The following is a 23177-nucleotide window of genomic DNA, read 5'->3' as shown; positions in this document are numbered from 1 at the left end:
ATCCTGAAGCACCGGGCCTGAGGATGGCGGTAGTTATGTGGGTGCAAGGAAAGATCAGCGTCGCAGCGGCATCCCCAGGTCGACCCGCAGGCCGTCGGGCTGGCTGTCGAAGGCCAGGGAACAGGAACAGCGCTGGACAATCGCCTGCACGATGGCCAGGCCCAGGCCACAACCACCGCTGTTGCCATTGCGCCAGAAACGTTGAGTCAGATGTTGCAGGTCTTCGCTGGAGATCGGCGCGCCGTGGTCGCGCACGCGGAACACCACCTGATTGCCCTGGGTAAACACACTCAATTCCACCCGCGTATCGGCCGGGGTATGGCTCAGGGCGTTATCCAGCAGGTTGCGCAAGGCGGCAACCGCCAGGCCCACGGGCATTTCCACCGGATTATCGGGCAGGTTGTCCGGCAAGATCAGGTCGATGCGCCGGTTGTCGCCGGCGTTGGCGTCCTGGATCGCCAGGCGCGCCACCTGCTCGGCGCTGGACTGCAAGCCGTCATCAAACGACAGGCTGCCCTCGACCCGCGCCAGCAGCAGCAATTGCTCAAGGGTGCGATGCAGGCGGTCGGCGCCCTCCTCGGCATGGGCCAGGGATTGGTCGCGGGCCGCGCCGTCGGTCATGCGTGCCACTTGCAGGTGGGTCTTGATCGCCGTAAGGGGGCTGCGCAGTTCGTGGGCGGCATCGCCCGTCAGCCGGCGCTCGCGCTCAATGGCCTTGGCGATGCGTTGCAACAGCTGGTTCTGAGTGTCGAGCAACGGCTTGAGCTCGCTGGGCAACGGGTGAATCTGCAAGGGCTCGAGGGAGTCGGCGCTGCGGCGCATCAAGGCATCGCGCATACGGTTGAGTGGCACCAGGCTCTGGCCGATCCCCAGCCACAACAGGCACAGGCAGCCCAGCAGAGCCACGCCCACCGGCACCGAGGCCGCCAGCAGGATCGACATATTCAGCGCCTCGCGCTCCACCTGGCGGTCGGCGGTGGTGATAAACAAATCGCCCCGGGCCAGGGTAAAGCTGCGCCAGGCGGCGCCGTCGATGATCTGGTCGCGAAAGCCACTCTGCCGGGATTCCAGGCCCTGATCCGGGGTGGTATGGCTGCGCGCCAGGACTTCGCCACGCAGCGAACTGACCTGGCACGCCATGCCCCCCGGCACATTCAATTGCTCGGCGCCAAAGCGTTTGCCCTCGCCCACACTGGCCAGGCCGGGCATCTGCTCCATCAGCCCGGCCACCATGCGCGCCGACGCCACCAGCCGCTGATCCAGGGAAAACATCATCTGGTTACGCAGGTCGTTGAGCATCCAGGTCGCTGCCAGCACCCAGATCAGCACAAAAGCGGCGCCCAGCTTGAACGTCAGGCGCAGACGCAGACTCATCACGAAGCGTCCTCTCCACCGTCCGCCGGGCCCAGGCGGTAGCCCAGGCCACGCACGGTCTCGACAATGCCATTGCCCAATTTGCGGCGCAGGTGGTGGATATGCACGTTGAGGGCGTTGCTTTCCAACTCGTCGTTAAAGCCGTAGACGCTGTCTTTGAGCTGCTCGCTGGACAGCACCCGGCCACGGTTGTGCAGCAGTGCCTGCAACAACGCCTGTTCACGGCGGGACAAGTCCACCGATTGGCCGCCCAACAGGGTTTCCCGGCTGCTGGGGTTGTAGGTCAGCCGGCCATGCTCGATCAGGTTGACGCTACGCCCGGCCACCCGGCGCAGCAGGGTTTGCAGGCGGGCCGCCAGTTCACGCAAGTCGAAGGGCTTGAGCAGGTAATCGTCGGCGCCGGCCTGCAGGCCGTCGACCCGATTGGTCACCGAATCCCGCGCGGTGAGGATCAGCACCGGAATCTCCAGGCCTGCACTGCGCTGTTGTTGCAGCAGTTTCAGGCCGTCTTCATCCGGCAGGCCGAGGTCGAGCACCATGATGTCAAACTCCGCCGCCTTGAGCATCGCCCGCGCGGCTGCGGCCGTGGCTACGCGCTCGACCGTAAAGCCCTGGGCGCCGAGACCGGCAACGATGCCACTGGCAATCAGGTCATCGTCTTCACAGACCAGTACGTGCATGCTGAACCCTTTGCAAAAATGCTGATTTAAAGGAGGGCGGATTAAGCGCGCATTATGCCGGCAAAAGAGGCGCGCCTCGAAAATCCCTACACTCTAGAATAGCCCGGTTAATCATCGGTTAATCAGCACCCCACATTGTGTGCCCCACTTGCATCGAACTAAGGCTTGACCATGCGGCATCTGTTTATCTTCCTGTTGGTGTTGTTCACCGGATTGGCCCAGGCCGCGCCTGGCAACAATCCGTTCGAGACCAAGGCCGAGTTCCTCCCGGTAGGCAAGGCCTTCACCTTTACCTCCGAGCGCCTGGCTTCCGGTGAAACCCAGCTGTATTGGCAGATTGCCGACGGTTATTACCTGTACCAGCAACGCATGAAATTCGAAGGCCTGGCCGAACAGCCCGTGCTGCCCCAGGGCGAAGCCCATAGCGACGAGTTCTTCGGCGAGCAACAGGTGTACCGCCAGGGTCTGGAAGTGAAGCTTCCGGCCGGTGCCACCGGCAAGGTCAAGCTGGGCTGGCAGGGCTGTGCCGATGCCGGCCTGTGCTACCCACCGCAATCGCTCACCGTGGACCTGGGTGGTAACCCCGCCGTGGCCGCCACCGCCGAGGCCCAGGATGAAAGCCTGGCCAGTGGCCTGCAACAACGCAGCCTGGGCTGGAGCCTGTTGGTGTTCTTCGGCCTGGGCCTGCTGCTGGCGTTCGCCCCGTGCTCGCTGCCGATGCTGCCAATCCTTGCTGGCCTGGTGGTAGGCAGCGGTGCCAGCCCACGCCGTGGTTTTGCCCTGGCCAGCAGTTATGTGGTGTGCATGGCCCTGGTGTATGCCGCCCTCGGCGTGCTGGCCGCGCTGGCCGGCAGCAACCTCGCCGCGCTGCTGCAAACCCCGTGGATCCTCGGCAGTTTCGCCGGGTTGTTTGTGATCCTCGCCCTGCCGATGTTCGGCTTCTTTGAACTGCAACTGCCGGCCTTCCTGCGCGATCGCCTGGATAACGCCAGCCGCCAGCAAAACGGCGGCAGCCTGGTCGGCGCCGGGGTGCTCGGCGCCTTGTCCGGCCTGCTGGTGGGCCCGTGCATGACCGCGCCCCTGGCCGGCGCCCTGCTGTATATCGCGCAAAGCGGCAATGCCCTGCACGGCGGCCTGATCCTGTTTGCCATGGGCATCGGTATCGGTGTGCCCTTGCTATTGCTGGTGACCGTGGGCAATCGCTTCCTGCCCAAGCCGGGCACCTGGATGAACGTGCTGAAGGGCGTGTTTGGCTTCCTGTTCCTCGCGACCGCCGTGTTGATGATTCGCCCGGTCGTCGACGAAAGCCTGTGGCTCGGCCTGTGGGGTGTACTGGCGCTGGTCATGGCCTACTGCGGCTGGAGCCTGGCCCGTGAGTACGGGCTGATCGCCAAGGCACTGGGTGCCGGCTCCCTGGTCCTGGGGCTGTGGGGCGCGATCCTGGTGATCGGCGCCGCCGGTGGCAGCGACGACCTGTGGCAGCCGCTCAAGGTCTTCGGTGGCTCGACGGTGGCCGGCGCGCCGACTGCCCATGACAGCTTTATCACCCTCAACGACCCGGTAGCCCTGCAAGCCCAGCTCGACAGCGCCAAGGCCCAGGGCCAATGGGTGCTGCTGGACTACTACGCCGACTGGTGTGTGTCGTGCAAAATCATGGAAAAACAGGTGTTCGGCAAACCCGAAGTGATGGACGCCCTGAAGGACGTGCGCCTGCTGCGCCTGGACGTCACCGCCGACAACGCCGCCAGCCGTGAGTTGCTGGGTCGCTACAAAGTCCCTGGCCCACCGAGCTTCGTCTGGATCGGCCCCGACGGTGCAGAGCGCCGCGCCCAACGCATCACCGGCGAAGTGGATGCCGCAGCCTTCCTGCAACGCTGGACCCAGACCCGGGAAGCACTCTGATGCTGACCTTGACCATCGGCACCTTTGCCATTGCCTTGAACCATCTGCTGCTGATCAGTGCGCTGATCCTCGCCACAGTCGTGGGCTGGCGCGTGGCCAAGCGGGGCGGCGAGAACCCCGAATCGGTGCTGTTCAGCCTGTTCCTGCTGGGCATGCTCAGTGCGCGTATCGGCTTTGTCTTGATGTACTGGTCGTACTACCGCGACGACCCGTTGCAGATCGTCGACCTGCGCGACGGCGGTTTCCTGGCCTGGCCTGGGGTGATCGTGCTGATCATCGCCGCCCTGCTGTGGAGCTGGCGCCGCCCGGCCCTGCGCAAACCGCTTAGCGCCGGTGTGGTCAGCGGCCTGGCCTTCTGGGCACTGGCCAGTTTCTCGTTGAACATCTACGAAAAAGGTACGCGCCTGCCGGACATCGCCCTGCGCAATGCCGATGGCGAAACCGTGCAACTGGCTGACTACCAGGGCGGCCCGCTGGTGATCAACCTCTGGGCCACCTGGTGCCCGCCCTGCCGGCGGGAAATGCCGGTACTGGAAAACGCCCAGAAGCAGCGGCCGGACGTGACCTTCCTGTTCGTCAACCAGGCCGAAAGCATGCAAAGCGTCAGCACCTACCTGGCTACCCAGGGCCTGAACCTGGACAACGTGCTGTTCGACGCCAGTGGCCGCCTGGGCCAGGCCGTGGGTTCCATGGCCCTGCCGACCACCCTCTTCTATCAAGCCGATGGCCGGCTGATCAACAGCCACCTGGGCGAACTGTCCCAGGCCAGCCTGGCCCGCGCCATGGAATATTTCGACCCCATGGACAAGACTGCCGCCAAGACGGCCCCTGCAAGGAAACCCTTATGCCCCGCCTCCGCCACCTGCTAACCCTGCTGCCCCTGACCCTGGCTGCCAGCCTCGTCCACGCCGAAGAATGGCCGGCGCCGATCAAACAGATCGAAGCCAAGGGCGCCAAGATCATCGGCAGCTTCGACGCGCCGGGCGGGCTCAAGGGCTATGCCGCGCAATACCAGAACCGCGGCATGGCGCTGTACCTGACCGCCGACGGCCAACACGTGATCGCCGGCAATCTGTATGACGCCAAGGGCAATGACCTGAGCACCGCGCCCCTGGAAAAACTGGTCTACGCCCCAATGGCCAAGGAAATCTGGGCCAAGATGGAACAGAGCAGCTGGATCCAGGACGGCGATAAAAACGCGCCGCGCACCGTCTACCTGTTCAGCGACCCCAACTGCCCGTACTGCAACATGTTCTGGGAACAGGCACGGCCCTGGGTCAAGGCGGGCAAGGTACAGTTGCGCCACATCATGGTCGGGATTATTCGCGAAGACAGCCCGGGCAAATCGGCGGCGCTGCTGGCAAGCAAGGACACAGCCCAGGCCCTGGAAGAACATGAGTCTGCCGGCAAAGCCAGCAAGCTCAAGGCCCTGACCAAGATTCCGGCCCAGATCCAGGCCAAGCTCGATGCCAATATGAAGTTGATGGAAGAGCTGGAGTTGTCGGCCACGCCAGCGATTTTCTATCTGGATGACAAGGGCCAGTTGCAGCAACAGCAGGGGGCGCCGTCGCCGGATAAGTTGGGGAAAATCCTCGGGCCCAAGTGACTCGGATTAACCACACGCCACTAACAAGAATGCCCGCACAAAGCGGGCATTCTTGTATCTCGTTGGTCCAATACCTAACGGCCGAACCCGAGCGTTTGCTCACCCCTTTTCTGCAGGGCGGGCATTAGCTCAATGACGATAAGTCTCGCCACCATGCCAGATGGTTAGCGAATCAATCGCTCCATGCACCAGACACAAAACGTCAATACGGACTATTTTTGCTCCGTTTTCAGCCTCGAAATCGACCCAGGTCCTAGTCGCTGCCTCACGTGTCCCAAGTAGCTGATTATTTTCACCAAAGAACCTGAACGTCGCGATATCGGTGCCGGTATTTGCATAACCGAATCTCACCCGCGCGCATCTGAACTTAAACTTCAGACGTGATAGCTGCATTGTATTAGCGCTACCGCAGCGCACTGCCAATGCCTTGCCCTCAATCATTCCCGGCACCAGTTCTCCGGCAGTTCTGACTGGATGAAGCCCAATTCCAGGGGGAGATGAGGCTGGTAATTCAAAATCCAATAAGCGCGTATTGATGATAGTCCCTGCCCCCAGATACTCCTGGTTCGGATAACTCTCAAAATCATCAAAATCGGTTAAGAAATTGGCCCGGATAATCAGCTCCAGAATCGGAAACGCCAGCGCTTCACTTTCATGGGTACTGCCATCGGCGGTCACCTTACAGGTAAACATCAGGCGGCTGAGGTCCTTCAAGAGCTCAAGTTCGAAACGCTGTAGCGCCTTTTTCAAACCTGTACTCGCTTCACCTGCTGTCACCCCCTGCCCCAAGTAAACGTTGATCGTATAAGGGTTGCCATTCTTTTGGGTACCGACGCCCCGCAACCATACTTTCTGGTCCGGCAAGATAAACCACCAGGGTTCAACGGTGATATCCGCGTTCCCATTAAAGGTGCGCAAGTCCAGAATATTGTTGGTTGCCTGCGGCACCACCGGCGCTGGCAAACGTACCGGCACACTGATTTGCAGATCGAAATCCGGGGAAGTCGCCACTTTGCACAGGCTGGTAACGGTGTAGTTGATCTTCACCGTCTTGCCAATCCCACGAATCACCGCCTCCCGGGGGATATGGAAATCCACGTAATCCGGGTCATTGCTGCCAGGCTTCGAGGTCAGCGGCAGGCAGGTACCGTCTGCGCGTTTCCAGCACACGCTGATTGCATGGCCGGGGCTGATCAGGTCATAGGCCACTCGCACCGTCACGCCATCGCGGCCGTTGTATACCGTGAGCTGCGAGCCTACCGCTTCGCGCACCTTGGGCGCTTCGAGTACCAGGTCCTCCTGGGCAATTTCGAGGGTCAGCGATGCAAATTCCTTGGCGCTGGCCTTATCGGACTCGCCATTGAAGTTCACCGCGAAATGCACTTCAAAGGCACTGCAATCCGCCAGTTTTTGCAGTTCGTTGCGCGCCAGTGCCGCGGTGACGCCACCGGCCAGCCATTCCTCGGTTACCGCCTGACCTTCCAGCACCTCAAAACGGTAGGGGCTGCCATCCTCCAACTCACCCGTCACCCACAGCCAGCAAGGTTGGCCCAGGGCCAGATAGAACCAGGTAGCCACCATCGCTGTGGCATCGCCCCCAAAGGTATTAAGGTCCAACGTGCTGCCCGTGGCCTGTTCCACCGCAGGCGAGGGCAGGCCGCTCAGATCCAGGACCTGCACCTCTTTCACCGGCGACTCCCAGGAGCCACCGCAGGCACGCGACACATTGTAAGAAACCGATATTTTCTGACACAGGTTGGCGCTGATCGCAGAGGCCGGAATCGGGAACACCATGTTTCGCTCATCTACACCGACAGTACGACACTCCAACGCCGGCGAACCGAGCCCTGGTGTGCCGGTAAACGTCGGGCACACCCAATCCCCCGGACACATATGCCCGTACGCCACCTGAAGATGCGCGCCCTCCACCGTGTTCACCGGGTTGAGTAGCCAGCCGTCGGCGCCGCAGTCTACGGACTCGACGAGATGGGGGGCCGTCAACTCCAAGTGGGGCTCGGTGAGCAGATTCACCAGCAGTGAAGGAAAAGACCTGTAGACCGGCCTTGAATCCTTACGCGGAAGAAACTCGACACTAAAGAGAACATACAACTGGCTGTCATGTTTGAGCGCCGCCAGTTGGGCCCGAGACAAGGTTCTGGTCCAACCGCTACGCACGTCTTCTTCAGTAATCGGCGCCTCATCAAAAGGGAGCAGCCGGGCTTTCGAGCCATCCGGGTAAACACCACCGATAAACAACTGAATAACCTGGCTGGTGCCGATAAACGGCCAAGGCGCGACATGAACAGTCACCGGGTCATCACAGCACATCCCTCCAAGGTCCAGGGTGTTGAACGGCGCTTCGAAAATCTGCGGCTGGGGCAGGTTGGCCGGCAGTGGGATCCTGACCACACCTTCAGGCGACGTGTGCGGCTCCCCATCCCGGGTCACGGTATAGGAGAAATGCGCGAAGTTATCCAGGCGCATGCCCACGTATTCCGGCGGCACATGGAAGTCGATGCACCCCTCCTCTACGCCATACTGCGGTGCAATCGGCGCGCAATCACCGAAGGTGGATTCCCAGCACAGGGCAATATGGTCCGTGCTCTGCATATCCTCGTAACAAACACGTACCGTGGCCCCCTCCAACAACTTGAGGGGATCAACCTGGCCCTGGCCTTGCGCCTCGACCAATGTCGGGGCTTGCAAATGCAGGGAGGTATCGACAAACAACAGCGCCGTGTTGCGAGGATGAAACTCGTGGGCGTTTTCGGGCAGTCGGGTTTCGTAGATCGGATCGACCGGTACCGGCGGCTTGGGATCGGTGCCATCAAAGATCACGGCGATATGAAGGGTCAGTGCCGAATAGTCTTCCCGTCGCGCCATCCAGCCCCGTGACAGCTTGAACTCAAAGACATGATCGTCATGGGCTTCGGCCTCCATGACCACATGGTCCCGCGCCACCCAGCTAAACGCGAACGGCGGCTTGTGCTGATCACCGGCCACATTGATAAACAGGCGCTGCCCGGCCTGAATCATGGGCCAGGCGTTAAGGCGGATGGTCTCATCGCCCCTGAATGTCTTCATATCCAGTTGCCAGGTGCTATGGACATACTGGGCATGCTCAAACTTCGGCAGCGACTCCTTGAGGTCCGCCTCCCTGATCTGCTGGACCTCCAACTCCAGCACCAGCGATTCCTTCAACTGGCCCGCCACCCGCGCGGTGTACCAGACCAAAACCGTATGCCCAATGCTGGTGCTGACCGATTGCCAGGGAACCTGAATATCAATACTGCCGCTGGTACTGCCCGGTTGCACAACAGGTTCAAACACCGGCTCGTCCTGGCCCTTGATCGCCCAGTACAAGGTGATAGGACCCGTGCCCATCCCCGTAAAAGCGACGGTCGCGACAGTGCCGTTTTTCGCCTTGATGGGGTCCAGGGTGTTGTTATTGACGGCGTAGCGAATCTGCGGATAGGGCAATTCGACAGCAACCTCGGCAGGTGCCTGGGTAGCCGCCAACGGTGGGCTTTGGGGGGTGGTTTTTTTGACCATGATGCGACCTCCTGTCTGGGAAAGATAACCAGCAAGCCTGCTGGGCAGGCCCAAATCTGCAGGTATCTAGCCCCGGAAACAGGAGGTTTGCCTACTGTCAGAATTGACAGTTCGCACCCCAAAAATGTGCAAAACCGACCAATGGCGTGCCGCCTGTGTGGCGGCCCGTTCGCCGACTCAAAGCCCCTCCAGCTCCGCCATCAAATCGCTCAGGCGGTCCACCGTGCCGGCACTGATGTCACTGGCCGCCAAGCCCTCGATGTACGTCGCCAACTCCGCTACCGTGCTGCATTCGAACATCGCCCGCAGCGGCACATCCCGTTGCAGGCTCTTTTGCACCCGCGAGGCGATTTGCGTGGCCAGCAACGAATGCCCGCCCAGCTCGAAGAAGTTATCCAGCACGCCCACCTGCTCGACCTTCAGCACCTCGGCCCAGATTGTGGCCAGGGTCTGCTCCAGCTCGCTGCGCGGCGCCAGGTAATCCTGGCTGTGCAACTGACCGATCTCCAGAGCCGGCAAGGCCTTGCGGTCGAGCTTGCCGTTGGCATTCAACGGCAGGCGCTCCAGCCACAGCCAGTGCAACGGCACCATGTACTCCGGCAGTTCGCTGCGCAGGCGCTGCTTGATGCGGTCCAGGCGTTCGCCAGGGTTAAGGCTGGCATCGCTCGCCACCAGGTAACCCACCAAGTGCTTGCCATTCACGCCCTCCTGCACACCCACCGCCGCGTCGCGCACCTCGGGCTGCTCGTGCAGGCGCGCCTCGATTTCACCGAGTTCGATGCGGTAACCGCGGATCTTCACCTGATGGTCGATGCGCCCGACGTACTCCAGCACCCCATCGCTGCGCCGCCGCGCCAGGTCGCCGGTGCGATACAGGCGTTCTCCCGGCGCACCAAATGGATCCGCCACAAACACTTGCGCAGTACGCAGCGGGTCGCTGACGTACCCGCGCCCTACCCCGGTGCCCGCCACACACAACTCACCCACCGCCCCTTGCGGCACCAACTCCAGCGCGCCGTCGAGCAGATACAAACGGTTGTTGTCGGTCGGCGTGCCGATCGGCAGGTAGGTGCCACGGGTCGAGGCCAGGTCGACGCAAAAGAACGCCACGTCATCCGAGCATTCCGCCGGGCCATAGGCGTTGACCAGGCCGATATCCGGGTAACGCAGCAGCCATTGGTGCGCCAGCTCTGGCGGCATGGCCTCCCCCGTCGGCAGCATCCAGCGCAGGCCCTGCAGGCTGATACGCTCCTGGGCAAGCATGCCCTGGATCAGCGACGGCACGCTTTCCAGCACCGTGATGCCCTGGGCCTGGACATGGGCCAGCAGGCCCTGCGGATCATGGGCAATGGTGTTGGGCACAATGTCCACCCGTGCGCCAAACAACGGCGCGGCGAGGAATTGCCACACCGAAATATCGAAGCTTTGCGACGCGGTCTGGGCGATCACATCCTGCTCGCTCAACTGCAGGTACGGCACCTTGCTCAACTGGTTATTGAGCATGCCGCGCTGCTCGACCATCACGCCCTTGGGCAGCCCGGTGGAGCCGGAGGTGTAGATCACATAGGCGAGGTTGTCCGGGGCACTGTAGATCCCCGGATTGCTATCCGCGCCCGCCAACTCCTCCCACACCAGCAGCTTCGGCCGCGCGCCGCAGGCAAAGTCTTCGAGCAACACCTGCGCCTGTTCAAGGCAGGCTGCCGTGCACACCAGCAGCGGCGTGCGGCTCAGGTCGATGATCCGGCTCAGGCGCTGGGCCGGCAGGCCGGGATCCAGCGGCAAATAACCGGCACCGGCCTTGAAGCTGCCGATGATCATGCCCAGCAGTTCCAGGCCGCGCTCGGCCAGCAGCGCCACCGGCTGATCCAGGCCGACACCCGCCGCGACCAGGGCATGGCCCAGGCGGTTGCTGTGCTGGTTCAGCTCGGCATAGCTCCATTGCCGGTCCAGGCAACTGGCGGCAATGCGCTGCCCATGCTGCGCCACCTGCGCTTCAAACAGTTCAACGTAGCTGCTTTGCAGCGGGTAGTCGTGGGCGCTCTGGTTGCAAGCGTGCACCAGGAACTCACGCTCCTGCTCGCCAATCAGCGGCAGGTCGGCCATATCGCCATGGAAGCCCTGCACCAGCGCCAGCAGCAGGCGCTTGAACTCAGCAAGCATGCCCTGCACGGTGCTTTCATCGAAATAACGCTGGTCGTAGGACAGGTGCAGGCCCAGGTCATCCCCCGGGTAACACACGGCGGTCAGCGGGAAGTTGGTGTGGGTACGGCCCGAGTCCGAGGTGGCGTTCAGGCTTTGCGCACGGTCCAGTACCGAGACTTCCACCGGAGCGTTTTCAAATACAAACAGGCTGTCGAACAGCGGCTGGCCCTTGGGCAGTTCGCTGTGCTCCTGGATTGTCACCAGCGGCAGGTATTCGTACTCGCGCAGCTGCATATTGCTGTCGAGCAAGGCGCTCAACCACTGGCGCACGCTGCACGGCTGATCGTCCTCGGGCAACTTGACCCGCAGGGCGATGCTGTTGATAAACAGGCCGACCGTGCGCTGCATGTGCGGCATGTCCACCGGGCGCCCGGCCACCGTGACGCCGAACAACACGTCACGCTCGCCGCTCAAGCGCCGCAGCACCAAGGCCCACGCCGCCTGGGCGAAGGTATTGACGGTCAGTTGATAAGCCTGGGCCAGCTCGCGCAATTGCGCACCGTCACGGGCATCCAGACGGGTATAGCAATCCCCCACCACCATGCCGCCACTGTGGCCGGCGTGTTCACGCAGGAATGGCCGGTCGCTGGGGATCGGCGTGGTGCGCTCAAACCCTTGCAGGTTCTGCTGCCACCACTGCCGCGCCTCCGCCAGGTTCTGACGTTGCAGCCAGGCGATGTAATCGCGATAGCGTGGCGGCGCGGCCAGTTGTGCTTCTCGACCTTCACCCAGGGCGGTGTAGATATCGAAAAAATCATTCATCAACAACGAACGGCACCAGGCATCAATCAGGATGTGGTGGTTGCTCATCATGAACCAGTAGCGGGCCTCGCCGACGCGGATCAGGCGCAGGTGGAACGGCGCCTGATTGAGCAGATCGAAACCGGCCTCGCGCTCGCTTTTGAGCAGCGCTTGCAGGCGCGGTTCCTGTTGTTCGGCCGGGGTGCCGGTCCAGTCCAGGTATTCGATCGGCGTGCTGCCGGGCTTGTGGATCACCTGCAACATCGCTTCGCCGACGTTCCAGCAGAACGACGCACGCAAGGCTTCATGCCGGGCGATCACGGCTTTCCAGGCCAGGGCAAAGCGCTCGGGGTTGAGCTCGCTGTTGATGCGGTAGCGGTCCTGCATGTAATAGAGGCCGGTGCCCGGCTCCAGCAGGGTATGCAACAGCAGGCCTTCCTGCATGGGCGTCAGCGGATACACATCCTCGATGGCGCTGGCCGGCACCGGCAACGCGTCCAGTTGCACCTGGGTCAGGTGCGCCAGGGGGAAGTCGGACGGCGTCAGGCCGCCGGCATCATCGCGCAGGCAATGGGCGATCAGGCTCTGCAACTCGCCCAGGTAGGCCTCGGCCAGCTCGCTGATGGTCTGGTAGTCGTGGCGCTCGCGGCTGAAGGTCCAGCGCAGCAGCAGTTCGCCGCCGTACACCTGGCTGTCCACACTCAAGGCGTTGGGCAGTGGCGCATCCGGGTCATGGGCCGGGCCGGCAGACACGTCCAGCGGGTGGAACAGCGCCTGGCTGTCGAAGCTTTGGTCGAACTGCCCGAGGTAGTTGAAGGTAATCGAGGCGTTCGGCAACGCCGCCATGGCCTGGCGACAGGTACTGTCGGTCAGGTAGCGCAGCACGCCATAGCCCAGGCCTTTGTGCGGCACCGCGCGCAGTTGCTCCTTGATCGCCTTGATCGACGCGCCCTGGCCGCTGGCCTCCTCGATATCCAACGGGGTCAGGCGCAGCGGGTAAGCGCTGGTGAACCAACCGACACTGCGGGTCAGGTCGATCTCATCAAACAGGCTTTTCGCGGCCGTGGCCTTCCAGCTGGATCAGGGTCGATGCGTGGCCGCTCCAACGGCACAGCACGCGGGCCAGTGCAGTCAGCAACAGGTCGTTGACCTGGGTGCGGTAGGCGCTCGGTGCCTGTTGCAGCAACTGCCGGGTGCGCTCGGCATCCAGGCGCACACTGACAGTCTCGGCGTCGCGGTTGCGCAGGCTGCCGTCCGCCCGGTCCACCGGCAGTTCAACCGGCGGGCCAGCCAACTGTTGCTGCCACAGGCTCAGTTCTTCACGCAGGGATTCGCTAGTGGCATAGGCCTGCAAACGCGCGGCCCAGTCGCGCAGGGCGCTGGTCTTGGCCGGCAGGCTGACGGCCTGGCCGTCGCTCAATTGGCGATAGACGTTTTGCAGGTCTTCGAGCAATACGCGCCAGGACACGCCATCCACCACCAGGTGATGGGATGGCGATCAGCAAGCGTTGCTGGCCGAGCGGCCCGTCCACCAGCAAGGCGCGCAGCAGCGGGCCGCGCTCCAGGTCGAGGCTGCTCTGGGCATCGGCGAACAGCGCCTCGCACTGCGCCATATCCGCCACCTGGGCCAGCCACAACACGCCACCTTCCGGCACGGCCAGATGCTCGGCGTGCCATTGCGCGTCGCGCTGGGTGAAGCTCAGGCGCAAGGCGTCGTGGTGTTCCAGTACGGCCAGCAGCGCCTGTTCCAGGCGGTGCGGGTCCAGGGCCTGCACCGGCGCCAGCACCAATGCCTGGTTCCAGTGCTGACGCGCCGGGATCTCACTGTCGAAGAACCAATGCTGGATCGGCGTCATGCCCGAGGGGCCGGTCAACAGCCCTTGCTCGGCAGTGACCTGCTCACTGCACGTGGCCACTGCGGCCAGGGCCTGCACGGTCTGGTGCTGGAACAGGTCGCGGGGGCTGAAGTGAATCCCCGCCTGCCGCGCCCGGCTGACCACCTGGATCGACAGGATCGAGTCGCCACCCAGTTCGAAGAAGTTATCGTGCAGCCCGACCTGCTGCACATTGAGCACCGCACACAAGATCGCGGCCAGGCTCAGTTCCAGCGCATTGCTCGGCGCCACGTACTGCTGCCGATTGGCCTCGGGGTCCGGTTGCGGCAAGGCGCGGCGGTCGAGCTTGCCGTTGGCGGTCAGCGGCATGCTGTCTAGCACCATCAGGTGCGCCGGCACCATGTAGTCCGGCAGTTGCGCCTTGAGGTGGGTCTTGAGCGCCTCGCGCAAGGCGGCGTGATCGCGGGCATCGCTGACCAGGTACGCCGCCAGTTGCTTGCCACTCGGCGCATCCAGGGCCAGGACCACCGCTTCGCGGACCGCCTCATGCTCAAGCAGGCGGGTTTCGATCTCGCCCAGTTCGATACGGAAACCACGGATTTTCACCTGATGGTCGATCCGCCCCAGGTACTCCACCAGGCCATCGGCACGCTGGCGCACCAGGTCGCCGGTACGATAGAGCCGCCCGCCATCGGCATACGGGTCGGCCACAAAACGTTCGGCGGTCATGCCCGCACGCTGGTGATAACCCTGGGCCAGGCCGGCGCCGCCCACGTACAGCTCGCCAGTCGCGCCTTGGGGCACCAGCGCCAGGTCGGCATCCAGAATATAGGCGACCCGCGCGCCGATGATGCTGCCGATCGGCACGCTGCCGGCGCCCTCCTCCAACACCTCAGGGGCCAGGCTGGCCAGGGGCATGACCACCGTTTCGGTCGGCCCATAAGCATTGAAGAACAGCGCCGGCTGGAACGCTGCGCGGATGCGCTGCAGGTGCTCGCCAGTCAACGCCTCGCCACCGGTGATGCACATGCGCACCGGCAGGGTCTGGTTTTGCGTGGCCAGCCATTGCGCCAACTGGCTGCCATAGCTAGGGGTGAAGCCGAGGATATTGATCCGATGCTCACGGATCAGCCCGCAAATTTCTTCGGCATCCCATTGCCCCTGGGCGCGCAACACCACCTGCGCACCACTGAGCAGCGGCACCAGCAGGCGCTCGGTGGCGGCGTCGAAATTGATCGAATAGAAGTGCAGCTCGCAATCGTCGGGGCGCATGCCAAAGCGCTCGATCACCGCCTGGCAATGCATGGCGATTTCACCGTGGGACACCACCACGCCCTTGGGCTTGCCGGTGGAGCCGGAGGTGTAGATCAGGTACGCCTGATGCTGCGCCAGGCTGATCGCCGGCAGGTCACCGGCCGGGTAGTTGGCGAGCACCGGCAAGTCATCTTCCAGGCACCAGCAACTGACGCTGGCGGGTAACTCACCAAGGGCGTCGAACATCGCCGCATCGCTGAGCAACAGGCCGATGCCGCTGTCTTCGATCATGTAGTGCAGACGGTCCAGCGGGTATTCCGGGTCCAACGGCACATAGGCGCCACCGGCCTTGAGGATCGCCAGCAGGCCGATGACCATTTCCAGTGAGCGTGGCAGCGCCAGGCCGACCCGCACCTGTGGGCCCACCCCACGCTCGCGCAGCATCCAGGCCAGGCGGTTGGAGCGGCTGTCCAGCTCGCGGTAACTCAGGGTTTGCCCGGCGAAGGTCAGCGCGGGCGCATCCGCACGGGCCTGCACCTGGGCGCTGAACAGCGAATGGATGCACTGGTCGAGACGGTGCTCGCCGGCCTCGATACCGAGGCCGTCTTGCAGGGCGCGTTGCTCATGTGCCTGGAGCATCGCCAACTCGCTCAAGCGCTGTTGCGGATCGGCGATCAGCGCCTCCAGCAGGTTGCGCCAATGGGTGGCCATGCGCGCAATGCGCGGCTCGTCGAACAAGTCGGTGCTGTAGGTCAGGCAGCAACCCAGGCGATGATCGAGGTCGGTGACTTCCAGGTTGAGGTCGAACTTGGTGGCACGCGCATCGTTGGCCAGGTACTCGACGGTCATCCCGGCCAGTTGCCGGCTTTGCTGGAATTCCCAGCGCTGCACGTTGCACATCACCTGGAACAGCGGGTTATACGCAGCACTGCGCGGCGGCTGCAGGGCTTCCACCAAGTGGTCGAACGGCAGGTCCTGATGGGACTGGCCTTCGATTACGGTGTGGCGCACGTGCTCAAACAGCTCAGCAACGCGCATCTGCCCGTCGAGCTGGCAACGCAGCACCTGGGTGTTGAGGAACGCGCCGATCAGCCCTTCGCTTTCCGGGCGGATGCGGTTGGCCACCGGCGCACCGATGCGCAGGTCGGTCTGGCCGCTGTAGCGGTAGAGCAGCGTCGCCAGGGTCGCAGTCATGGTCATGAACAGGGTCAGGCCATGTTCGGCATTGAAGGCGCGCACCTTGGCGGCGAGTTCATCGCCAAGGTCAAAACGGTACAGCTCGCCCTGATGACTTTGCACCGCCGGGCGTGGCCGGTCGCTGGGCAATTCCAGCAGCGGATGCTCGTTGCCCAATTGCGTGGTCCAGTAGTCGAGCTGGCGCTGGCGTTCACCGGCCTCCAGCCATTGGCGCTGCCACACGCTGTAGTCCAGGTACTGCACCGGCAACGGTTCCAGGGGCGATTCGCGCTCGTCGATAAAGGCTTCGTACAGCGCGCTGAGTTCACGGGCAAAGATGTCCATGGCCCAGCCTTCGGTGACGATGTGGTGCAGGGTCAGCACCAGGTAGTGTTCCTGCTCGCCGGCCTTGACCAGACAGGCGCGCAGCAACGGTCCGGTTTCCAGGTTGAACGGGCGGTGGGCTTCCTGGTCGGCCAATTGCTGCACGCGCAGTTGGCGCTCGGCTTCGGTAAACGCCGAGAAATCCTGCCAGTTCATGCGCACGCTGCTTTGCGCGGCGACGTTCTGCCGGGCCACACCATCGACACTCGGGAAGGTGGTGCGCAGGGTTTCGTGGCGCATGATCAAGACTTGCAACGCCGCCTCGAAACGCCCCACATCCAGCACCCCGCGCAAGCGCGCCATGCCACCGACGTTATAGGCCGGGCTGTCCGGCTCCATTTGCCAGAGGAACCACATGCGCTGCTGGGAATAGGACAGCGGCACCGGCTGGCGGCGATCCACCTTGCCGATCGCGCTCTGTTGGTTGCGTTGGCCGCTGGCCTGGATCAGGCGCACCTGTTCGGCAAACGCCCCCAGCTCACTGGCTTCGAACAAGGTACGCAGGGGCAGCTCCACATCACAGGCCTGGCGTGTGCGGGAGATAATTTGCGTGGCCAGCAGTGAATGGCCGCCAAGGGCGAAGAAGTCGTCGCGCAGGCCGACACGCGGCAGGCCCAGCACTGTGCGCCAGATCGCGGCGATCTGCTGTTCCAGGGCGGTGTGCGGCTCGACATGCTCACGCACCTGCCACACCGGCTCCGGCAAGGCGCGGCGGTCGACTTTGCCGCTGGGGCTCAGGGGCATGACATCTAGGCGGATCAGTTGCGCCGGCACCATGTACTCCGGCAACTCGGCGGCCAGTGCGGCTTTCACGTCCAGCTCATCCAGCTCGCCGCTGGCCGTGTAGTAACCGATCAACTGCGCACCGCCGGCGGTCTCGCGAATCAACACCAGCGCCTGGGCGATGCCCTCCTGGGCCAGCAGCCGCGCCTGGATTTCTTCCGGCTCGACCCGAAACCCGCGCAGCTTGACCTGCTGATCCAGGCGCCCGAGGTACTCCAGCACGCCATCAGCCGTCCAGCGCACGCGGTCGCCGGTGCGGTACAAACGGGCGCCCGCCGCGCCCAGTGGGTCGGCGACAAAACGTTCGGCGGTCAGCCCGGCACGCCCCAGATAACCACGGGCCAGGCCAATCCCGCCGATGCACAGCTCACCCGGCACCCCTGCGGGCAGCAGGTTGAACTGCTCGTCCAGCACCCGGCAAAGCACGTTGCCCAATGGGCGGCCGATTGGCGAGCGCTCGCCGTCGGTGCGCTGACAGTGCCAATGGGTGACGTTGATTGCCGTTTCGGTCGGGCCATAACGGTTGTGCAACTGCACCGCCGGCAATTGCGCGAGGAGCCGATTGCGCAACTCGGCGGGCAAGGCTTCGCCCCCGGAAAACACCCGGCGCAGGCTGATGCATTCGGCCGCCAGCGGTTCATCGACAAACAGCTGCAGTAGCGGCGGCACAAAATGCAGGGTGGTCACGCCATGCTCCTGCACCAACTGTGCAATGCGATGGGGGTCGCGATGCTCGCCGGGGCCGGCCAGTACCAGGCGGCAACCGCTGATCAGTGGCCAGAAACACTCCCACACCGACACGTCAAAACTGATCGGTGCCTTTTGCATCAGCACATCGCTTTCATCCAGCTGGTAAGTGGCCTGCATCCACTGCAAGCGCTCGGCCAGGGCGCCATGGGTATTACCCACGCCCTTGGGCTGGCCGGTGGAGCCGGAGGTGTAAATCACATAGGCGAGGTTGTCGGCATTCAAGTGCAGGCCCGGCGCCTGGGTCGGCCAGCTGTCAAGCTTGAGGCTGTCCATGGCGATCACCGAAACGCCCTCGGCCACCGGCAGCTGTTGCAGCAGATGGGTCTGGGTCAGCAACAATTGCACGCCACTGTCGGCCAGCATGTAGGCCAGGCGGTCGGCGGGATAGTCCGGGTCCAGTGGCACATAGGCGCCGCCGGCCTTGAGGATCGCCAGTAAGCCGATCAGCAGTTGCGGCGAACGCTCGGCGGCAATCGCCACGCACACGTCCGGGCCGACGCCTTTGTCGCGCAGGTAATGGGCCAGGCGGTTGGCCTGGGTGTGCAGTTGGGCGAAGGTCAGGCTGGCGCCCTGCCAGACCAGGGCGGTGCGCTCGTCGCTGTGTTGGTTGAGTTGTTCCGGCACCAGGCGCTGCGCCGGGGCGCACGGGGCCTCGCTCCAGTTGCATTGCTCGGTGTGCTCGTCGGCCTGCAGCAGCGCAAGGTCGCCCACCGCTTGGTGCGGTTGCGCACAGGCCGCTTGCAACAGGTTGATCAAATGCGTGGCCAGGCGCGCGATGGTGCTGGCGTCGAACAGCTCGTCAGCGTAGTCGAATGACAGGCTCAGGCGCCCGTTGCGGTCTTCTTCGCTGTGCAGTTGCAGGTCGAACTTGGCTTCGCGGCTGTGCCACGGCAGCTCTTCGGCCAGCAGGCCCGGCAGGCGGCGCAAGGCACTCAGGTCACGCTGCTGGTGGTTGAACATGACCTGGAACAGGCCTTGTTCCCGGGCTTGGGGGAAGGCTTCCAGCAGCTGTTCGAAGGGTAAGTCCTGATGGGCCTGGGCCTCGGTGGCGGCCAGGCGCGTCGCCGCCAGCAGCTCGCTGAAGGGCAGGCGCGCATCCACCTCGGCGCGCATCACCAGGGTATTGATAAAGAAGCCGATCAGGCCCTGGGTTTCGTGGCGTGTACGGTTGGCGTTGGGCACACCGATGCGGATATCGCGCTGGCCGCTGTAGCGGTACAGCAGGCTCTGGAACGCCGCCAGCAACAGCATGAACGGCGTGGCCTGGTGCGCTTGGGCGGTCTGGCGGATCGCTTCGCCCAGGCTGGCGTCCAGGCGCACGCTGTAGCGTGAAGCGCTGCGCCGTTGCTGGGCCGAGCGCGGGTGGTCGGTGGCCAGGCTCAAGATGGGATGTTCGTCACCCAGTTGCTGCTGCCAGTAGGCCAACTGGCGCTGGCCCTCGCCTGCGGCCAGCCATTGGCGCTGCCAACTGCCGTAGTCGGCGTACTGTACAGCCAGGGCCGGCAACTCGAGGCGCTGGCCCTGGGACGCAGCAGCGTAGAGGCGCGAGAACTCGTCGATCAATACAGTCAGCGACCAGCCATCGGCGATGATGTGGTGCGGGGTCACCAGCAACTGGTGATCTTCATCGTCCAGGCGCAACAGCGTGACCCACAACAACGGGCCTTGCTCCAGATCGAACTGGGTGCGTGCCTCGTCCTCGCGGATCTGCGCGGCGCGGGCTTCACGCTCGGCCAGCGGCAGGTCGCGCAGGTCGATGACTTGCACGGCAAACTCACGCTGTGCATCCACGCGCTGGTAGCCCTGGCCGTCGCGCTCATAGAACCGCGTACGCAGCGCTTCGTGGCGCTGGATCAGTTGCGCGAAGCTTGCGTGCAGCGCGTCTTCATCCAGCTCGCCGCGCAGGCGCAGGGCACCGGGGATGGTGTAGGCACTGCTCTGCGGGTCCAGTTGCCAGGTGATCCACAGGCGATTTTGCGCCAGGGATTGCGGCATATCCTGCTGGCGTGACAAGGCGCTGATTGCGCCCTGGGCCACGCCCCCCTCCGCCTGCAATTGGCCGACACTGGCGGCGAATTCGGCCAGCACCGGCGCCTCGAACAGCAGGCGCAGATTGAGTTCCAGGCCCAGGGTTTCGCGCAGGCGGGCAACCACTTGGGTGGCGCTGATGGAGTTGCCGCCGAGCAAGAAGAAGTGATCATCGCCAGCCACCTGCGCCACCTGCAACTGTTCGCACCAGATCGCGGCGATCTGCTGTTGCAGGTCTGACGCCAGTGCCCCATCGCCCGCCTGCGCGCGCTGATCGGGGAACTGCGCGTAGCTGTCGAGGCTGCCATCGGCCAGGCGGGTGCGGCAGGCCGAACGCTGGACCTTGCCACTGGAGGTTTTCGGCAACGCGCCGGGGTTGAGCAGCACCACCACGCAGGGCGCTTCTTGATAGGCCTCGGCCACTGCCTGGCGAATGGCTTTGATGAGGGCTTCCGGCGGCAGGATCTTCTGCACGCTGCGGCTGATTTCTGCGGCGATGCCGATGCCTTCCAGGCCCTGGTCATTCACCGCAAATGCCGCGACACGCCCCTTGCGCACCACTTCCACTTCGCGTTCGACGGTTTGCTCGATGTCCTGCGGGTACAGGTTGTGCCCGCGCACGAACAGCAGGTCTTTCAGGCGCCCGGTGATAAACACCTCGCCGTCGCGGATAAAGCCCAGGTCACCGGTGCGCAACCAGGTGCGACCGGCGTGCTGTACAAACGTCTCGGCGGTGGCTTCGGGGTTGCGCCAGTAGCCGTGGGCAATACTCGGGCCGGTGGCCCAGATTTCGCCGACGCAGTTGTCGTCCAGCTCGGCGAGAGTCTGCGGCTCGACGATCAGCACCGCGTGCTCGGGCTGGCTCGTGCCACAGCTCATGATCGCGGTGCCCTGCCCTGGTTCGGCACGGTTGGCGGCCAGCGCCTGTTCGTCCAGGCGCAACGCCGGGATGCCCTGGCCACGGGTGCCGCCGGCGACAAACAGGGTCGCTTCGGCCAAGCCATAGGAGGCGAAGAAGTTGTTCGGGGTAAAACCGCACGGGGCGAACTTCTCGGCGAAGCGCTCCAGGGTGTCGAGACGGATCGGCTCGGAACCGGAATAGGCCACGCGCCAATGGCTCAGGTCCAGGCGCTCAAGGGCCGAGTCGCTGACCCGCTCGCTGCACAGGCGGTAGGCGAAGTCCGGGCCACCGCTGATGGTTCCGCGGTATTGGCTGATCGCTTCCAGCCAGCGCAACGGGCGGCCAAGGAAGTACGCTGGCGACATCAACACGCAGGGCACGCCGCTGAAGATCGGTTGCAACAGGCCGCCGATCAAACCCATGTCGTGGTACAGCGGCAGCCAGCTGACAATCACGTCATCGGGGTTGAGGTCGATGCCAAAGCCGCGACGGATCAGCAATTCGTTAGCCACCAGGTTGCCGTGGCTGACTTGCACACCTTTGGGCAAGGCGGTGGAGCCGGAGGTGTATTGCAGGAAGGCGATATCGTCGTCCTGCAGGTTTGGCGCGACCCAGCCGGCGGCGATTTCGCTGTGCAGTTCATCCACACAGAGCAAGGGCGGCGCTTGCTCGATCTGCCCCAGGGCGTCGCGCAAACCACTGCTGGTCAGCAACAGCTTGGGCTCGGCATCGGCGATGATCGACAGCAACCGCTCCTGGTGATGCCGGCGAGTAGACTCCGGCGGATAGGCCGGCACCGCGATCACCCCCGCGTACAGGCAGCCAAAGAACGCCGCGACATAATCCGGGCCGCTGGGGAACAGCAGCACCGCACGCTCACCTAGCCCGGCCGAGGCCTGCAAGGCGGCAGCGATGGTGCGGGCGCGCAGGTCCAGGTCACGGTAGCTGAGCACCACGGTCTCGGCGGCAGACTCAGCCAGAAAGCGCAGGGCCACCTGGTCCGGGGTCTGCGCGGCGCGGCGCTGGAGAGACTGGACCAGGGTGCGGGGAAGTTCGAAGGCGTCCATCATGAGGGGTTCCTGCCTGAAATCGGCTTACGGGGAAATCGGGGATAGAGGGCATGGGCGCGCGGCGGCGTGTTCAGCCGGTCGCCAGGGCCGCCCGCCGTGCAGCGCTATGGCGCCAGCGGGTCAAGTGTTCGTCGGCGTAGCGGCGCAGGCAGCGCAACAGTGAGCTTTCCTGTTGCACCAGAAAGAAATGGTGCCCCTCGAACATGTCCAGGGAGAAACCACTGGCGGTGTCTTCCTGCCAGTCGAGTAACTCGTCGGCGCGCACGTCATCCTGCTTGCCGCCAAACACATGGATCGGCATCGACAACGGCTCGCGCTCGCCATACTGGAAACTGCCGCACAACAGGAAGTCGGCGCGCAGGATCGGCAGCGTCAATTGCATCAATTCGCGGTTGGTCAACGCGTCTTCGGGCGTGCCCTTGAGCTTGCGCAGGCGCTCGATCAGTTGGGTGTCGTCTTTTTCAATGGCGTATTCGCTGACATCCCGTCGCGCCGGGCCGGCGGTGGCCGAAGCAAACAGCGCCAGCGGTTCAGGCAGCCCGCGTTCACGCAGGGCATGGGCCAGCTCGAAAGCCAGCAAACCGCCCAGGCTATGGCCAAACAGGGCGTAAGGGCCGTCGAGTTCGGCGCTGATCTCATCCGCCAACTGCGCGGCAAGCACCTTGATATCGCGCTGCAAGGGCTCGTCCATGCGCATGCCACGCCCCGGCAACTCCAGCGGGCGCACTTGCAACCACTCCGGCAGTGCCCGACGCCAGCGGCTGTAGAACATGGCGCTGGCGCCCGAATAGGGCAGGCAAAACAGGCGCAAGCGGGTCGATGTGCTCATCTCAGACCACCCCTGCCTGGATCGCTGGGTTCTCGCGATAGAAACGCATGTCGTCCTCCTCCGGGTGCAAATCCATGGCCGGCGTGTTGGCTGGCCTGTCACCAATGAGA

The 23177-nt window shown here is 63.8% G+C and carries 7 protein-coding genes and 1 pseudogene; 3 read left to right on the top strand and 5 right to left on the bottom strand.

The window, feature by feature from the left end; all coding sequences use genetic code 11:
* Positions 1-54 precede the first annotated feature (54 nt).
* Positions 55-1374 carry an ATP-binding protein gene (locus tag PSH80_RS09550; RefSeq protein WP_057960212.1) on the bottom strand — a complete coding sequence of 440 codons (1320 nt, stop codon included), beginning with the start codon at positions 1372-1374 and terminating at the stop codon, positions 55-57.
* Positions 1374-2054, bottom strand: coding sequence for a response regulator transcription factor (locus PSH80_RS09545; RefSeq protein ID WP_057439143.1), 681 nt, complete (start codon positions 2052-2054; stop codon positions 1374-1376). The genes PSH80_RS09550 and PSH80_RS09545 overlap by 1 nt, the downstream gene beginning before the upstream one ends.
* Positions 2055-2225: 171 nt before the next feature.
* Here PSH80_RS09545 and dsbD point away from each other — a divergent pair, with 171 nt between their 5' ends.
* Genes dsbD through dsbG form a run of 3 tightly spaced genes read left to right on the top strand, consistent with a single transcriptional unit; the run spans position 2226 to position 5562 of the window.
* Entirely contained in the window at positions 2226-3956 is a 1731-nt protein-coding gene (gene dsbD, locus PSH80_RS09540) for a protein-disulfide reductase DsbD (RefSeq protein WP_057960213.1), read from the top strand.
* Positions 3956-4825 (top strand): TlpA disulfide reductase family protein, encoded by an 870-nt coding sequence (locus PSH80_RS09535; RefSeq protein WP_057960214.1) that lies wholly within the window; start codon positions 3956-3958, stop codon positions 4823-4825. The genes dsbD and PSH80_RS09535 overlap by 1 nt, the downstream gene beginning before the upstream one ends.
* Positions 4801-5562, top strand: a complete 762-nt coding sequence (dsbG, locus tag PSH80_RS09530; RefSeq protein ID WP_057439145.1) for a thiol:disulfide interchange protein DsbG — start codon at positions 4801-4803, stop codon at positions 5560-5562. Before PSH80_RS09535 ends, dsbG begins: the two co-directional genes overlap by 25 nt.
* Before the next feature lie 129 nt (positions 5563-5691).
* Here dsbG and PSH80_RS09525 read toward each other — a convergent pair whose 3' ends face one another.
* The 3 genes and pseudogenes from PSH80_RS09525 to PSH80_RS09515 all read right to left on the bottom strand — a co-directional run bounded on the left by PSH80_RS09525 (position 5692) and on the right by PSH80_RS09515 (position 23067).
* A complete protein-coding gene (locus PSH80_RS09525; protein ID WP_305419986.1) occupies positions 5692-9114 on the bottom strand; it encodes a hypothetical protein in 3423 nt (1140 codons plus the stop codon).
* A 177-nt stretch (positions 9115-9291) separates the two neighbouring features.
* Positions 9292-22238, bottom strand: a pseudogene (locus PSH80_RS09520) (non-ribosomal peptide synthetase).
* 70 nt (positions 22239-22308) lie between these two features.
* Positions 22309-23067 carry a thioesterase II family protein gene (locus PSH80_RS09515; RefSeq protein WP_057960217.1) on the bottom strand — a complete coding sequence of 253 codons (759 nt, stop codon included), beginning with the start codon at positions 23065-23067 and terminating at the stop codon, positions 22309-22311.
* Between the last annotated feature and the right edge of the window lie 110 nt (positions 23068-23177).

Source organism: Pseudomonas sp. FP818 (assembly GCF_030687335.1).
Classification (GTDB): domain Bacteria; phylum Pseudomonadota; class Gammaproteobacteria; order Pseudomonadales; family Pseudomonadaceae; genus Aquipseudomonas; species Aquipseudomonas shahriarae.
This window is presented reverse-complemented; position numbering and strand designations above follow the sequence as displayed.

Bases quoted from the DNA above. Each gene is read 5' to 3' on its own strand.
- PSH80_RS09550 (WP_057960212.1), bottom strand. From the start codon at position 1,374: ATGAGTCTGCGTCTGCGCCTGACGTTCAAGCTGGGCGCCGCTTTTGTG.
- PSH80_RS09545 (WP_057439143.1), bottom strand. From the start codon at position 2,054: ATGCACGTACTGGTCTGTGAAGACGATGACCTGATTGCCAGTGGCATC.
- dsbD (WP_057960213.1), top strand. From the start codon at position 2,226: ATGCGGCATCTGTTTATCTTCCTGTTGGTGTTGTTCACCGGATTGGCC.
- PSH80_RS09535 (WP_057960214.1), top strand. From the start codon at position 3,956: ATGCTGACCTTGACCATCGGCACCTTTGCCATTGCCTTGAACCATCTG.
- dsbG (WP_057439145.1), top strand. From the start codon at position 4,801: ATGCCCCGCCTCCGCCACCTGCTAACCCTGCTGCCCCTGACCCTGGCT.
- PSH80_RS09525 (WP_305419986.1), bottom strand. From the start codon at position 9,114: ATGGTCAAAAAAACCACCCCCCAAAGCCCACCGTTGGCGGCTACCCAG.
- PSH80_RS09515 (WP_057960217.1), bottom strand. From the start codon at position 23,067: ATGAGCACATCGACCCGCTTGCGCCTGTTTTGCCTGCCCTATTCGGGC.